The 13,435-nt window shown below is 72.4% G+C and carries 11 protein-coding genes; 5 read left to right on the plus strand and 6 right to left on the minus strand.

Annotated elements, in window-relative coordinates:
* Window positions 1–22: 22 nt before the first annotated feature.
* Window positions 23–1,669 (minus strand): ricin-type beta-trefoil lectin domain protein, encoded by a 1,647-nt coding sequence (locus ACFY8W_RS03405; RefSeq protein WP_391099614.1) that lies wholly within the window; start codon window positions 1,667–1,669, stop codon window positions 23–25.
* A gap of 86 nt (window positions 1,670–1,755) precedes the next feature.
* Window positions 1,756–3,183 carry a non-reducing end alpha-L-arabinofuranosidase family hydrolase gene (locus tag ACFY8W_RS03410; RefSeq protein WP_391099616.1) on the minus strand — a complete coding sequence of 476 codons (1,428 nt, stop codon included), beginning with the start codon at window positions 3,181–3,183 and terminating at the stop codon, window positions 1,756–1,758.
* A 957-nt stretch (window positions 3,184–4,140) separates the two neighbouring features.
* On the opposite strand from ACFY8W_RS03410, the gene ACFY8W_RS03415 reads away from it, so the two are divergent.
* A complete protein-coding gene (locus ACFY8W_RS03415; RefSeq protein WP_391099618.1) occupies window positions 4,141–4,545 on the plus strand; it encodes a type II toxin-antitoxin system PemK/MazF family toxin in 405 nt (134 codons plus the stop codon).
* Between the two features lie 258 nt (window positions 4,546–4,803).
* On the opposite strand, the gene ACFY8W_RS03420 is transcribed toward ACFY8W_RS03415, so the two are convergent.
* Window positions 4,804–5,769 (minus strand): pirin family protein, encoded by a 966-nt coding sequence (locus ACFY8W_RS03420; RefSeq protein ID WP_391099620.1) that lies wholly within the window; start codon window positions 5,767–5,769, stop codon window positions 4,804–4,806.
* Window positions 5,770–5,902: 133 nt separating this feature from the next.
* Here ACFY8W_RS03420 and ACFY8W_RS03425 point away from each other — a divergent pair, with 133 nt between their 5' ends.
* From ACFY8W_RS03425 to ACFY8W_RS03440, 4 genes are all read left to right on the plus strand, one after another.
* Window positions 5,903–6,250, plus strand: a complete 348-nt coding sequence (locus ACFY8W_RS03425; RefSeq protein ID WP_391099621.1) for a tetratricopeptide repeat protein — start codon at window positions 5,903–5,905, stop codon at window positions 6,248–6,250.
* Between the two features lie 734 nt (window positions 6,251–6,984).
* Window positions 6,985–7,452: a hypothetical protein gene (locus tag ACFY8W_RS03430; RefSeq protein WP_391099624.1), complete on the plus strand. Its 468-nt coding sequence runs from the start codon at window positions 6,985–6,987 to the stop codon at window positions 7,450–7,452.
* 92 nt (window positions 7,453–7,544) lie between these two features.
* Window positions 7,545–8,174, plus strand: coding sequence for a DUF305 domain-containing protein (locus tag ACFY8W_RS03435; RefSeq protein ID WP_391099626.1), 630 nt, complete (start codon window positions 7,545–7,547; stop codon window positions 8,172–8,174).
* 356 nt (window positions 8,175–8,530) lie between these two features.
* On the plus strand, window positions 8,531–9,415 hold the full coding sequence (locus ACFY8W_RS03440; protein WP_391099628.1) for a F510_1955 family glycosylhydrolase: 885 nt from the start codon (window positions 8,531–8,533) through the stop codon (window positions 9,413–9,415).
* A 34-nt stretch (window positions 9,416–9,449) separates the two neighbouring features.
* Here the strand turns inward: ACFY8W_RS03440 and ACFY8W_RS03445 are convergent, their stop codons facing one another.
* From ACFY8W_RS03445 to ACFY8W_RS03455, 3 genes are all read right to left on the minus strand, one after another.
* Window positions 9,450–9,836 carry a hypothetical protein gene (locus ACFY8W_RS03445; protein ID WP_391099630.1) on the minus strand — a complete coding sequence of 129 codons (387 nt, stop codon included), beginning with the start codon at window positions 9,834–9,836 and terminating at the stop codon, window positions 9,450–9,452.
* A 245-nt stretch (window positions 9,837–10,081) separates the two neighbouring features.
* A complete protein-coding gene (locus ACFY8W_RS03450) occupies window positions 10,082–11,734 on the minus strand; it encodes an amidohydrolase family protein (protein ID WP_391099632.1) in 1,653 nt (550 codons plus the stop codon).
* 112 nt (window positions 11,735–11,846) lie between these two features.
* The gene (locus ACFY8W_RS03455) at window positions 11,847–13,256 is read right to left on the minus strand and encodes a cytosine permease (protein WP_391099634.1); all 1,410 of its coding nucleotides are present in this window, start codon (window positions 13,254–13,256) and stop codon (window positions 11,847–11,849) included.
* Window positions 13,257–13,435 lie beyond the last annotated feature (179 nt).

The following is a 13,435-nucleotide window of genomic DNA, read 5'->3' on the forward strand; positions in this document are numbered from 1 at the left end:
TTCCCTTTCCTCGGGTCGCGCGTCACGGGAGCGTGGTCCACTTCTGGTTGCTCTGGCCGTTGCAGGTCCACAGGACGACAGGGGTTCCGTTGGCGGTGCCGGCCCCGTTCGCGTCGAGGCACAGACCGGCGTGGACGTTGCGCATCGACCCGTCGGCCTGCGCGGTCCACTTCTGGTTGTTCTGGCCGTTGCAGGGCCAGATGATGACCGGCGTTCCGTTGGTGGTGCCCTGGCCGGAGGCGTCCAGGCACTTGTCGCCGTAGACGCGGATCTCGCCTCCGGCCCACGTGGTCCACAGCTGGTTGGCGGCGGTGTGGCAGTCCCAGATCAGCGCCCGCGTCCCGGCCGCGGTGGAGGCGCGGTCCACGTCCAGGCAGCGGCCTGATCCGGTACCGCGCAGGCGTGCGGTGGTGGCGGCCAGCGGGCTCCCCCCGGTCATCTTGAACACGGCGGCACCGTGCGCGGGTACGCTCGCGGAGATCTGGCCGGAGGTGCTCGACGTGCCGCCGGTCCACAGGTCGGTGAGAGTGAACGACTGGCCGGTGAGGCCGACTTGCGCGGCCGTGGCGGTGACGGTCGTGGTGCTCCCTCCTCTGTTGATCAGGCCCACGGCGACGGAGCCGTCGGCCAGGGGCTTGGCGAACACCTCGGTGTCGCCGTCGTCGCGCACCCTGCGTCCGCCCGATCCCAGCGTGTCCTGGTTCACCGCCACCAGGCGGGGGTTGCGCAGGATGGCGCTCACGTCGGCGGACATGGTGCGGATGTCGTTGCCGGCCATGAGCGGGGCGCCGAGCAGCGCCCAGAGGGCGAAGTGGGTGCGGGACTCGGTCAGTGACAGGCCGGGGCGGCCGACGACCAGCATGTCGGGGTCGTTCCAGTGTCCCGGACCCGACTGCGCGGCCAGGGGCGCGGTGATGTCCAGGACGTTGCCGACGCCCATCGGGTAGCTGTTGGTGTTGGTGTTCTGCCAGATGTCGAGCAGGTCCTCGGTCGTCCGCCACAGGTCGGCGACCTCGCCCCAGTCGTAGGTGGCGCCGGTGGGGGCGTGGAAGCTGTTGGGGTTGATGCTGTAGACGACCGGGCGGCCGGTGGCGCGCAGGGCGTCGCGCATGACGGTGAACCGTTCGACCTGTTCGCCGAGGGTGCCGCTGCCGGAGCACCAGTCGTACTTGAGGTAGTCGACACCCCATGAGGCGAAGGTGGTGGCGTCCTGGGCCTCGTGGCCCTTGCTGCCGGTGGAGCCGGGGTAGGTGCCCACGCCCTGCGCGCAGGTCTTCTCGTTGGGCGCCTGGTAGATGCCGAACTTCAGGCCCTTGCCGTGGATGTAGTCCCCGAGCGCCTTCATGCCGCTCGGGAACGTGGTGGGATTGGCCCGGAGGTTGCCCGCCGCGTCGCGCTGCGGGTCGAACCAGCAGTCGTCGACCACGACGTACTGGTAGCCGGCGTCCTTCATGCCCGAGGACACCATCGTGTCGGCGGCCTGGCGGACCTGTGCCTCGGTGATCCCGCATCCGAAGCTGTTCCAGCTGTTCCAGCCCATCGGCGGGGTGAGCGCCGGGCTGCCCGGCGCGGCCTCGGCGGTCGTGTGGGCGGAGGCGGTGACGCACGCGGTGAGCGTCAGTGCGGCGGCCGTGAGGAGACGCAGTAATCGTCGGGGCAGGGGAACCATGAGGATTCCTTCCTGGCCCGCACAACGGGAGACGCTGTGCGGGCCGGATGGGCGGGGGTCATGAGCCGTTGACCGGATGCGGCGGATCAGCGCTGCAGGGTGAGCAGGCCCGGCCGGTACGGCAGTCGCTGGTAGGGGGTCCCCTGCGGTGTGCCGGGGTCGTAGCCCTGGTAGAGGAACTGCAGGTTGCAGGGGTCGACGGTCATGGTCTGGTCGGGGTTGACGCGGATCAGGTCACCGTGGCTGATGTCGTTGGTCCAGGTGGCGCCGCTGTTGGCCTTGCCCGCGAAGGGGCTGCTCTCGTTGCCGGCCTGGAGGGTCCACGGGCCGTTCAGGCTGGAGGCGGTGAACGAGCGGAAGTAGCGGTGCTCGTTCACCCCCCGGGCCTCGACGATCATGAGGTACTGGTTCCGGCCCTGGACCTTGTAGACCTCCGGCGCCTCGAAGAGGTTCTTCGCCGTGTCGCTCATGACCGTGGTGTACGACGAGCCGAAGCTGCTCGGGAAGCTCCCGATCGGCACGGTCGACTTGTAGATCCTGCCGTTGTCGTCGGCGAAGAACAGGTACATGTTCTGGTCGTCGCCGATCAGGGTCGGGTCGATGGGGCCGGACTCGGGGAGGCTGCCGGTGAACAGCGGTTGCGGGGCGGACCAGCCGTGGGGATCGGTGGGGTCGCTGGACGTGCGGTAGGTGAAGGGCCAGGCGGTACCCCAGCCGTTCGAGGCCAGCACCCAGATGTTCTTGGGCGCGAAGTAGAACAGTTTGGGCGCCACTGCCAGTCCCTGGCTCATCCCGGTCTGGGTGGCCGTCGCCATGTCCGACCAGTTCGTGAAGGGACGGAACGCCATCGTGCCCCACGACGAACCGTCGGATGTGGTCGCGTAGACCAGGTTCCGGCCGTTGTACGGGACGGTGGTGAAGTCCTTCAGCGCAACCCACCCGTTCGCCGGCTGCGCCAGCGGGCCCGTCGAGGTCCACCGGTACGTCGACGGAAGGGAACACGTGGTTCCCGGCCCGGACAGACCGGTCCACTTCTGGTTACTGCCGCCGTTGCACGCCCAGAGCTGCACCGCCGTGCCGTTGGCCGTACCGGCACCCGAAACGTCCAGACACAGCCCGGACTCCACGGCGACGACCGTGCCGTCGGCGGTGACCCGCCACTGCTGGTTCGTACCGCCGTTGCAGCTCCAGATCACCGGCCGGGTCCCGGCCGTGGTGGCGTGGCCCGGAACATCAAGGCATTTGTCGCCGTACACGGTCAGCCGGTCGTCGTCGGTCAGGGTCCACCGCTGGTTGGTCCCACCATGGCAGTCCCAGATCTGTACGTTCGTGCCATCGGTCCGGCCGGCGCCCGGCACATCGAGACACCGGCCGGAACCGTCACCGCGTAAGGCGCCGCTGGTGGCCGCCTCGGCCGGGCCGGCGACGAGCATCGCCGCCAGCGAGACCAGGGCCGCAAGCACGGCGGGGAGCGCCAGGGACGGGTGTCCGCGGTGGAGTCGGCGTCTGCGCATGGTGTCCTCTCACATCCTTGAGTGGGCGGTTCGAGCGCCCTGACCCGAAGCCGGGACGCCTGAAGGGGTGCGGTGGCACGGGGTGCCTGGTCTCCGGCGCCGCCGGACGAGGCCCTGCCGCGTGTGGGGCGAGTGCGCACTCCCGCGCCGTTACGGGTGAACGCGGTCGTCGTGTCCGTGCCGGCCCGCCTCGTCGGTGGCGCGGCGCCGGAGGCGGCACCTCTGGAGGACGGGAATACCCGGCGGGAGGAGTAACAGGGGCGGCCCAGCGGGGCGAGCAGCGCTCTTCCGGTTCCGTTCCATGCATCCTCCGGGGCCGTTCCGCGCGTTCGATCCACTGCGACGAGGGGGCAGATTGTTCGAAATCACGAACAGTGTGCGGCACTTCGAGCAGAAGATAGATTTCGAGCCGAGGTCCCGTCAACGCTTTCGACGAGTTGTATTTCCGGCGCGTTACACCCCGCCCGGATAACAGAAATTACGGGCCCTCGGACAAGTTGACTTGATTAAGGCGCGCCTTTTGCGTTCACCGCCGACCGTGTCCGCCAATTCGGCCTGTTCGGTATATCGGTTATTCGAGGTGCGAGGTCGTCGAAACCCCGGCCGAGGTGTGCCCGTCTCGCCCGCCCCGTCTCCCCGACCGACCCCGGAACGGGGAGGCACTCCAGGAGAGGGCTCGACGCTCCCGTGCCGCACCCGGCGCCGAGGTTCCAACTCGCGCGAACCGGCCCGCCATCCGGGACATCAGGATCTCGAACGTCCCCTGCCAGCGGACAGGGTCTACGCTGAGACGCGCGGCCACCGCATGATCTTCAGTCGTCTCACACCGGTGATCAACAGTGGCCGCGCCCGTCTTCACCGCCCCTCGGTCACGACGCGCGAAGACGGGGCCGCGTCCCTTCCGTGTCCCGCACGGGGCACTCAGCGTTCGCCCGCCGTCTCGTGCCAGGAGGACACATGCAACGCGGTGAGGTCTGGTGGGTCGACTTCGATGAGCGACGCCCGTTCGTGCTGCTCTCGGACGAGGAGTCATCCGGGTTTCAGGCGATGCAGGTCGTTGCGCCGGCAGGCGTCGACATCAGCGGCCTGGGCGTTGAAGTGGCTGTAGGAGCCCCGGAAGGACTGCCCTTCGAAGGCGTGCTGCGGTTCGCGTTCCCGCGCCCGGGCCTTACTCCGTGCACCTGGCTGACCACTGTGGCCCGGGACGACCTGATCGAGCGGGCCGGCGTGTTGTCCTCCGTGAAGATCGGCGAGGTCGGGGAAGCCCTCCGTGCCGCTGGAGAGAGGAGGGAGTGGACCCCGATGGCGGCTGCCAGGATCAGCGAGATCAGAGATGCCCGCCGTCTCGGAGGACTGGAGTAGCGGACGCCTGTGCTGCCCGGCTCGATCTCGTCGACGACCGAGCGCTGCCGCCGGGTCCCTGGGCAAACCGCGGTGCTCGCCGGCGCATCGGCGGCCCCGACGGCGCCCTGCTCACCCGGCCGGCACCGCCGAGGCCGAACTGCCGCACCCGGTCGCAACCGCCCGCCGTGGCGGGGCCCCAGCGGGGCCCGGCCCCGGCATGTCGCGCGGGCCGAGCGAGCCCGCTTCGGACCACGGCCGCGAGGAGAAGACCCCAGGTCAGCGCACCCTCCCCCGCGCCTTCAGCTGGGTCGCCGGGACCTCCGGTGCGTCCAGCCGGTCGCCGTCGTACCCCTTCACCTCGCCGAAGCGGGAACCGGTCGTCCAGTCCTCCCGCGCCTTGCGGATCTCCTCGTCCGTGCGGCCGACGAAGTTCCACCACATGACGATCTCCTCCTCGAACGGCTCGCCGCCGAGGAGCATCAGTCCGGCGTCGGAGACGGCGCGCAGCGGGAGTTCGGTGCGGCCGCAGCCGAGGTAGAGCATGGAGCCGGGGAGGACGGGGACGTCGTCGACGTGCGCCTCGCCGGACATGGCGAGGACGGCGTACTCGAAGTCGGGGTCGAGCGGCAGCCGGTGCTCGGCGCCCGCGGTCAGGGCGAGGTCGGCGCCGACGAGGGGCGTGTACGTGGTGCCCGGTGAGACCGCGCCGTCGAGTGCGCCGAGGACGACCGTGGCGGTCAGGCCGGGGGCCGTGACGTGCGGGAGTTCGGCGTGGTGCTGGAAGTGGGGTTCGACGTGCCGGTGGGCGTCGGGCAGGGCGACCCAGAGCTGGGCGCCGTGGAGGTAGCGGGCGTGCGGCCTGGGGCTCTCCTCGGAGTGGGAGATGGCCCGGCCGGAGGTCATCAGGCCCAGCTCGCGGGGCCTGATGGTCTGCAGGCTGCCGGTCGAGTCGCGGTGCAGCACCTCGCCCTCGTGGAGCCAGCTGACGGTCTGCAGGCCCATGTGCGGGTGGGGCGGGACCTGCATGCCGGGCTCGTCGGCGATGTCGTCGGGGCCGTAGTGGTCGACGAAGGCCCAGGCGCCGACCATGCGGCGGCCGAGGTTGGGGAGCAGTCGGCGGACCTGCGTCGATTCGCCGAGCTGGACGTGGCGGGGGCTGAGGAGCTCGCGCACCGGTTCGGCGACGACGAAGCCCCTGCCACCGCAGACCTGGAGGGTGGCCTGGCGGTCGAGATTGCTCATGCCGCTCAACCTATTCCCGTCGGGGCGCGGAGGGACGCGGACCCGCGACGGAATATTGATGGAATGTTCAACCACCTCGGTGTGTTGACGCGCCTGTAAGAGGCTGGAACGCACCAGTGGGAGCGAGTGAGCGGTGAGCGACGAGACGTACTACGAGTTCGGCACGGCGGCCGACCGATGGGGCCGCGCGCAGCTGTTCTTCGAGGCGAAGGAGTACCTGACGGCGGCGCGGATCCTGCGCGGTCTGGTCACCGAGCACCCGGACCAGACGGCGCAGCGGCTGCTGCTGGCCCGGGCGTACTACCACTCGGCGCAGCTCACCCGGGCCGAGGAGGAGCTGCGGGCCGTCCTGGAGCGCGACCCGGTCGAGCACTACGCCCGCCTGATGCTCGGCCGCACCCTGGAACGGCAGGGCCGCGCGGACGAGGCGGCGCCGCACCTGCGGCTGGCCGCCGCCATGTCCGGCGACCCCGTCGAGTGACCACCGCGGGGGGACGGTGACCCATCACGGGTGACCGCGCGGCCGGCCGGTCCGGGCCCGGTCCACGCCGTCCGGCCGTCACGGTGCGCACCGGCCCCGGCACGGGTGCCGTCAGCACCCGCACCGGTCCTGCGGGCCCGCCCGGCGCGGTGGCGAACGGCGTCACGGTCCACGGCCGGCCGGGCCCGCGCACCACCAGCAGCAGGTCCCGCTCGGACCGCGCCGGCGGGGCGACGAAGGAGACGGCCACCGGCCCGGTGCCGGGGACGGTACGGCCCGCGTACTGCCGCCCCGATCCGGGGTCGGCCTCCAGGAAGGCGCCGTCGAGGGCCGGCACTCCCGGGAACAGGGCGGGTCGCGCACGTCGACGTCGGCGGGCAGCGCGAGCGCGACCCGCTGCCCGGGATGGAGGTCGGCCGGGGACGAGGGCTGCACCCGGTAGGACCAGATCTGGTACCAGGAGCCCGCGGCGGGGAGCGGGGTGCGTCCGGCGAAGGTGACGACGATCGACATGCGGGTGCCTCCCGAGGTCCCGAGGTGAGGGGCCTTGCGGGATCAGGGTCGGGGCGCGGGCGGGACGGTGTCACGGGCGTGGCCGGGGTACGCCATGGGGGCGTGGCAGAGCTCAGCCCCCAGTGGGACGCACGGGTCGGTGCCGGTACCCACGTGGGGTATTCGGTAAGGTCGGGAGGAGACGGAAGAGGACCGGCGGGACCGGGAGGAGGACGCACGGCGTGCACACGGGTCGGGCGGGCGGCGGCCGGACGCGGGCGAGCGGTGCCCTGGCGCACCTGCTGCTCGTCGTCGTGCTCGCGCTCGGCGTGTTCGTGATGCACTCGGTCGGCCACCCGGAGGGCTCCGCCGGAAGCGGTACGGACGGGATGACGCACGCGGCGGCCGTCACCCACGCCGCCGCGGACACCCATGCCGCGGCCGCCACCCGCACGCCCGCCCCGCCTTCCTCCCAGGAAGGCGCCCATCACGGGGCCTCCTCGCACGGCTCCGACTCCGGCACGGACATGACCACGCTCTGCGTTGCCGTCCTCGGGGCCTGGCTGCTCCTCGCGCTCGTCCGGGCGGCCCTCGCGCGGCGTCCGGACCGGACCGCCCGGCTCCTCGCCGGGCTGCTGTCCGCCCTGGGCCCCCACGCGCCGCCGCCCCGGCCGCCCGCCCTCGCCCAGCTGTCGGTCCTGCGGATCTAGAACACGTCCCGCCCCGCGGTTGCTTCGCGCTGCCCGCGGACGCGTTCGAACGATCCCAGACACGAAACGACAGCACACGAGGTGTGACACACATGCGTGCCCTGAACCACCACCGCATCACCCGCAAGCTCGCCCTGTCCGGCGCCGTCGCCGCCGCCGGCCTCCTGCTCGCCGCCTGCGGAGGCTCCGGCGACTCCGACGGCACCGCCCACGGCGGCCGTGCCTCCGCCACCGCCTCGGCCTCCTCGGGCGCCTCGGCCGGGACCTTCAACGACGCGGACGTGATGTTCGCGCAGATGATGATCCCGCACCACGAGCAGGCCCTGTCGATGGCGAAGCTCGCCGACGGCCGTGCCGAGGACGCCGAGATCAAGCAGATCGTCGCGGCCGTCGAGAAGGCCCAGGACCCCGAGATCCGGAAGATGAAGTCCTGGCTGAAGGCCTGGGGCAAGCCCGAGGCCACGGCCGGCGGCCATGGCGGTCACGCCATGGCCGGAATGCTGTCCGACGCGGACATGACCGACCTGGCGGCCGCGAAGGGCAGGGAGTTCGACCGGAAGTTCGCCGAGCTGATGATCGCGCACCACGAGGGCGCGGTGGAGATGGCGAAGACCGAGCAGAAGGACGGCAAGGACCCGGAGGCGAAGAAGGTCGCCGACGACGTGGTGCGGACCCAGGCCGCGGAGATCGCCCAGCTGAGGAAGGTCCTCGACCGGCTCTGACCGGCTCCGACCGGCTCTGCCGAGCGCTGAGGAGCGCTGACGAGCGCTGAGGGTGTCGCACGGCACCGGCCGCCGCTGAGCGGCCGGTGCCGTCCGTTCCACCGTCACGGCGGTCCCGCGCCCCGCGCGCAGGGGCCGCCACCCTCCTCGTACGCCCGGCCTCCCTCGTACACCTGGCGTCCTTCGTGCCCCCCGGCGTCCCCCTGCCCCCGGCGACCCGTACGTCCGGCCTCCCCGCACCTCTGGCGTCCTACGTACCCCCGGCGTCCCCGTACGTCCGACCTCCCTCGCCCCCCCGTCTCCCCCACGCCCCTAGCCTCCCTCGATTCCCTCGCACCCCTGGAACGCTCCCCGCCATGAAGAAGCACCTCACCGCCCTCGCCTCAGCCGTGGTCCTCACGTTCGTCCTCAGCGCCTGCGGCTCCGCCACCGGCACCGGCTCGTCGGCCGATCCGGCCGAGGACACCGGTCTCGGCCACATCCACGGCGTCGGCGCCTCCGGGGCGACCCTCTACGTCGCCACCCACCAGGGCGTCTACACGCCGGCGCCCGACGGCCGGCCCGCACTTGTAGGTACGCGCAAGGACGACTTCATGGGGTTCACCGTGACCCCGAAGGGCACCTTCCTCGCCAGCGGCCACCCGGCGCCCGGCGGCGACGGGCCCGCCGACCTCGGTCTGATCGAGTCCACGGACCGGGGCGCCACCTGGACGACGCGCTCCCTCGCGGGAGAGGTCGACTTCCACGCCCTCGACACCGGTCCCGACGCGACCGTCTACGGCTACGACGCCGCCGACGGCAGGCTGCGCGTCAGCGGCGACGGGGTCGTCTGGGAGGAGCGTGCCGCGCTGCGCGCCCTGGACATCGCGGTGTCGCCCGCCGCCGGCGCGAAGGCGGGCGCGACCGTTCTCGCGACGACGGAGCAGGGCGTGGTCCGCAGCACCGACGGCGGCCGGACCTTCGGCGCGCCGCTCTCGCCGCAGGTCGTGGCGTACGTGTCCTGGGCGGCCCCCGACGCCCTGTTCGGCGCCGACCCGTCCGGGACGCTGCTGCGCAGCGCGGACGGCGGCGCGTCCTGGACGCGGGTCGCGCGGCTGCCGGGCGGCGCGCCGCAGGCGCTGACCGCCGTCGACGCGCGCCGGATCCTCGCGGCCACCGGTGACGGTGTGTACGAGTCGGCCGACGGCGGGCGGAGGTTCGTCCGGCGGATGGCCGTCGCCTCGGGCGGCGACGGCCACTGAGCCGGGACTCCGCCCGTCACGCGGGCGGATCGCCTCACGTGGTCGGGCGGCTGAAGCCCGCCTGTGCGGTGTGGACGGTGACGGTCGCCCCGCCGAGCATCTCGGCCTTCGCCCGGAGCCGCTCGACGGCCGCCTCGCTCGGCCGGCCGTACAGGTCGATGGAGCGCATCCGGATGAGTTCGGCGAACCCTCGGAACTTGTCCCCGCCGATGTCCATGTGGAGTTCGAGGGACGCCGAGTCCGGGTGGACGGCCACCAGGGTCATCGTGGACGCGGTCTCGTCGAGGTAGAACCGATAGGCGATCAGCTGGGGCTCGCGGGCCCTGACGAACTCGGCCAGGTCGCTCATCGCCGACCGGACGTCCGCGAGCTTTCCTTCGCGCACGTCCGACCGGTCGACGTAGTAGAGGGGGTCCGCCATGCCGGCCGACGCTACCTGCGGCGGCCGGGGGCGGCGGCGCGACGCGCCCCACCAGGGCGGCGCTACCCCCAGGCGCGGGAGCGGAGGACCGGACGGTGGCCGTCGGGGCCGGCGACGGCGAGGCCGGACTCGTCAGGGGGCGGCGGTGGGCTGGTCGCTCGCCTTGTCCATCATGTTGAGGACTGTACGACCTTGGAACCGAGCCCGGCATTCCGCTTCCGTGCACCAGCAGACCGGCCGGCGCCCTACGCCACCGTGTGGACCACCTCGCCGCCCACGACGACGGTCTCGGCCACCGTGCCGGGTATCGCGTCGGCGTCGACCCGCAGGATGTCGCGGGAGAGGACCACGAAGTCGGCGAGCTTGCCAACGGTCAGCGAACCCCGGTCGTGCTCCAGGAAGTTGGCGCGCGCCGAGCCCATCGTGTAGCCCTCGACGGCGGTGGCGACGTCGAGCGTCTCCTCCGGCGTCCAGGCGGGCCCGCCGCCGGGCGGGCGGCGGGTGACGGCGGCGTGGATGCCGATCATGGGGTCCATCTCGGCCACGTTCCAGTCGCTGGACAGGGCGAGCAGGGCTCCGGCGCGGTGCAGGCTGCGCAGCGGCCAGGCCTTGTGCCAGCGCTCGGGGCCGATGTTCTCGGCCCAGTCCCGGCCGGGGCCTGCGATGTCAGGGGCGGCGTGCCGGGGCTGCATGCAGGCGGTGACGCCGAGTTCGGCGAAGCGCGGGGTGTCGGCGGGGTCGAGGCACTCGACGTGGACGACCTGGTGACGGGCGTCGCGCGGCCCGTTGACGGCGCGAGCCCGTTCGACGGCGTCGAGGACGGTGCGGATGCCGCGGTCGCCGGTGGCGTGCACGAAGCACTGGAAGCCGCGCGCGTCGAGCCGGGTGAGCAGCTCGGCGAACTCCTCGGGCGGGTAGAAGGTGTCGCCGCGGTGGTGGCGGCAGCCCGCGTACGGCTCGAGCAGGGCGGCGGTGCGTGGTTCGACGACGTCGTCGATGTACAGCTTGAGCGGTCCGACGCGCAGCCGGTCGTCGGCGAACTCCCTTGCCGCCGCGGCGAATTCGTCGAGCTCGGCGTCCGTCGTGCCGCGCGGGTGGAAGAGCGCGGCGACGATGCGGGAGCGGAGCCTGCCCTCGGCGCGGGCCCGCTGGAAGAGGGCGAGGTCGTCGAGGGAGTTCTGCGGCTCGACGACGGTGGTGATGCCGTAGCGGACGGCGTCGTCCAGGCTCCTGGCGAGGCGCCCGTACTGCCGGTCCGCCGAGGCCCAGGGGACGCCGAGGTCCCGCAGCGCGCGGTGGCCCTCGCGGGAGAGCCCCTTGACGGCGAAGTCCTTCACGAATCCGGTGGGTTGGCCGGTGGCGGCATCGGTGACGGCGGTGCCGAAGGGCAGGTCGGTGTGCCCCGCGCGGACGTCCAGCAGGCGCAGGGCGGCGGTGTTGAGCCAGGCGGTGTGGACGTCGTACGAGAGGACGAGGGCGGGGGTGTCGCCGGTGGCGGGGTCGAGGTCGGCGGCGGTCGGCATCCGGCCGCCGGGGATCGCGGAGTAGTCGAAGGCCTCGGCCTCGATCCAGGGCGCGTCGGGGTGGGCGGCGCGCCAGGCGCGGACGCGGGCGTGGATCCCGTCGAGGTCGCGGGCGCCGGCGAGCTGCACGCAGGCGTCGTCGGAGCCGAGGCGGACGTGGTTGTGGGCGTCGACGAAGCCGGGCAGGACGAGCCTGCCGCCCGCGTCGACGACCCGGGTGCGGGGTCCGGTCCAGGCCTCGGCCTCGCTGTCGGCGCCGATCCACACGATCCGGCCGCCGCGGACGGCGAAGGCCTCGGCTTCCGGGAGGTGCGGGTCGACGGTGTGGACGCGTCCGTGGACGAGGAGGAGGTCGGCGGGGGCGGGGCGGTTCATGCGGGTGGTTCTCCTGGTGCGGTACGGATCGGCGGTGGAAGCGGTACGGGTCGGGGACGGGGCGACCGACGGGGGCGCCCCTGTCCCGACGGGGGCGAGGGCTCGGGCGAGGTCAGGCGGTGCCGGCGGGGCGCACGGTGCGGCGGGCCAGGAGGACGTGGACGGCGGCGGCGACCACGGCACCGAGGAGGGAGAGGTCGGCTCCGCCCAGCGGGGCGACGAGGGGGCCGGTCCACAGTTCGGAGTCGCAGGTGAGGGCGGAGAAGAGCATTCCGGCGAGCAGCGCGGCGATCCCCGCCGGGTGCCAGCCGGCCCGGTACCAGTAGGCGCCGTGTTCGCCCGCGTGCAGGGCGGCGGAGTCGTAGCGGCAGCGGCGCAGCACCATGTCGGCGAGGAAGACGCCGCCCCACGGGGCGAACACGATGATCAGGAGGGAGAGGAAGGACAGCAGCGAGGTGGTGAAGTCGACGAGGAAGAGCGCGCCGAGCGAGCCGGCGGCGGTGACCGCCGCGCTGACGAGGATGGCGCGGGCGCGGCTCCACGGAATGCCGAGGACCTGGAGGTTCAGGCTGGAGGAGTAGAGCGTGATGATCGAGTTGGTGACCGAACCGCCGAGCACCAGGGCGAGGAAGAGCGGCTGGAACCAGCCCGGCAGCAGTCCTTCGGTGCCGGCGACCGCGTCGGTCAGGTCGGCCTGGGTGGCGGCGGCGACGCCCGCGATGCCGAGGGCCACGGAGGAGACGAGTCCGCCGAGGCCGCCGCTCCAGGTGAGCGCCTTGAGGCTGGTGGTGCGGGGCAGGTAGCGGGTGTAGTCGGCGGGCATGGGGACGTACGAGAAGGGGCCGGCGAGCATGACGACCAGGGCCAGGCTCCAGCCGGAGGCGCCGGGTGCGGCGGCGGGCGCGGAGGTGTCGGCGCCGGGCAGGACGAAGGCGAGCAGGGCGGCGAAGCCGACGGCGAGGACGTAGGCCATCCAGCGCTCGGCCCACTGGACGGTGGCGTGGCCCCAGAGCGCGACGACGAAGGTCAGGGCGAGGGTGACGGCGAGCGCGAGGGCGCGTGGGAGGTGGCCGCCGCTCCAGCCGAGGTCGGCGAGGAAGGCTTCGAGGGCGAGGGTGCCGACCACGGTGTTGACGATGGTGTAGCCGATGCTGACCACCCAGTTGAGCAGTCCCGCGGGCCAGTTGCCGCGGACGCCGAAGGCGGCGCGGGAGATGACGAGGGTGGCGGTGCCGGTGCGCACGCCGCCGAGTCCTGCGGCGCTGATGGCGAAGAAGGAGAGTCCGCCGAGCACGACGACGGCGGTGGCCTGCCAGAAGGAGAGGCCGAAGGAGACCGCGAGGGCGCCGTTGATGACGTAGGTGAAGGTCAGGTTCGAGCCGAACCAGAGCCAGAAGAGGTCCTTGGCTCCGCCGTGCCGTTCGGCGTCGGGGATCGGGTCGATGCCGTGGCCCTCGACCTGGAAGACCTCGTCGCGGCCCGCCGGGCCGTCGGTCGTGGGCGCCGCCTCGTGTCCGAGCACGCCGCACCCCCTTAGTGAGTGACGTGTTTCTGGAGAACGTCCTTGAACGCCATTCTTGAATGGCGTTCTAAGTTCTTGAATGACATTCAAGATGAGGGCAAGGTTCCGGCCACGTCAAGACCTCGGGAGATTGCGGTTAGGGTCGAGCCGTGGACGGCGGACGGCGTACGGCATGAGGG

This window comes from Streptomyces sp. NPDC012637 (genome assembly GCF_042954805.1).
Lineage (GTDB): Bacteria > Actinomycetota > Actinomycetes > Streptomycetales > Streptomycetaceae > Streptomyces.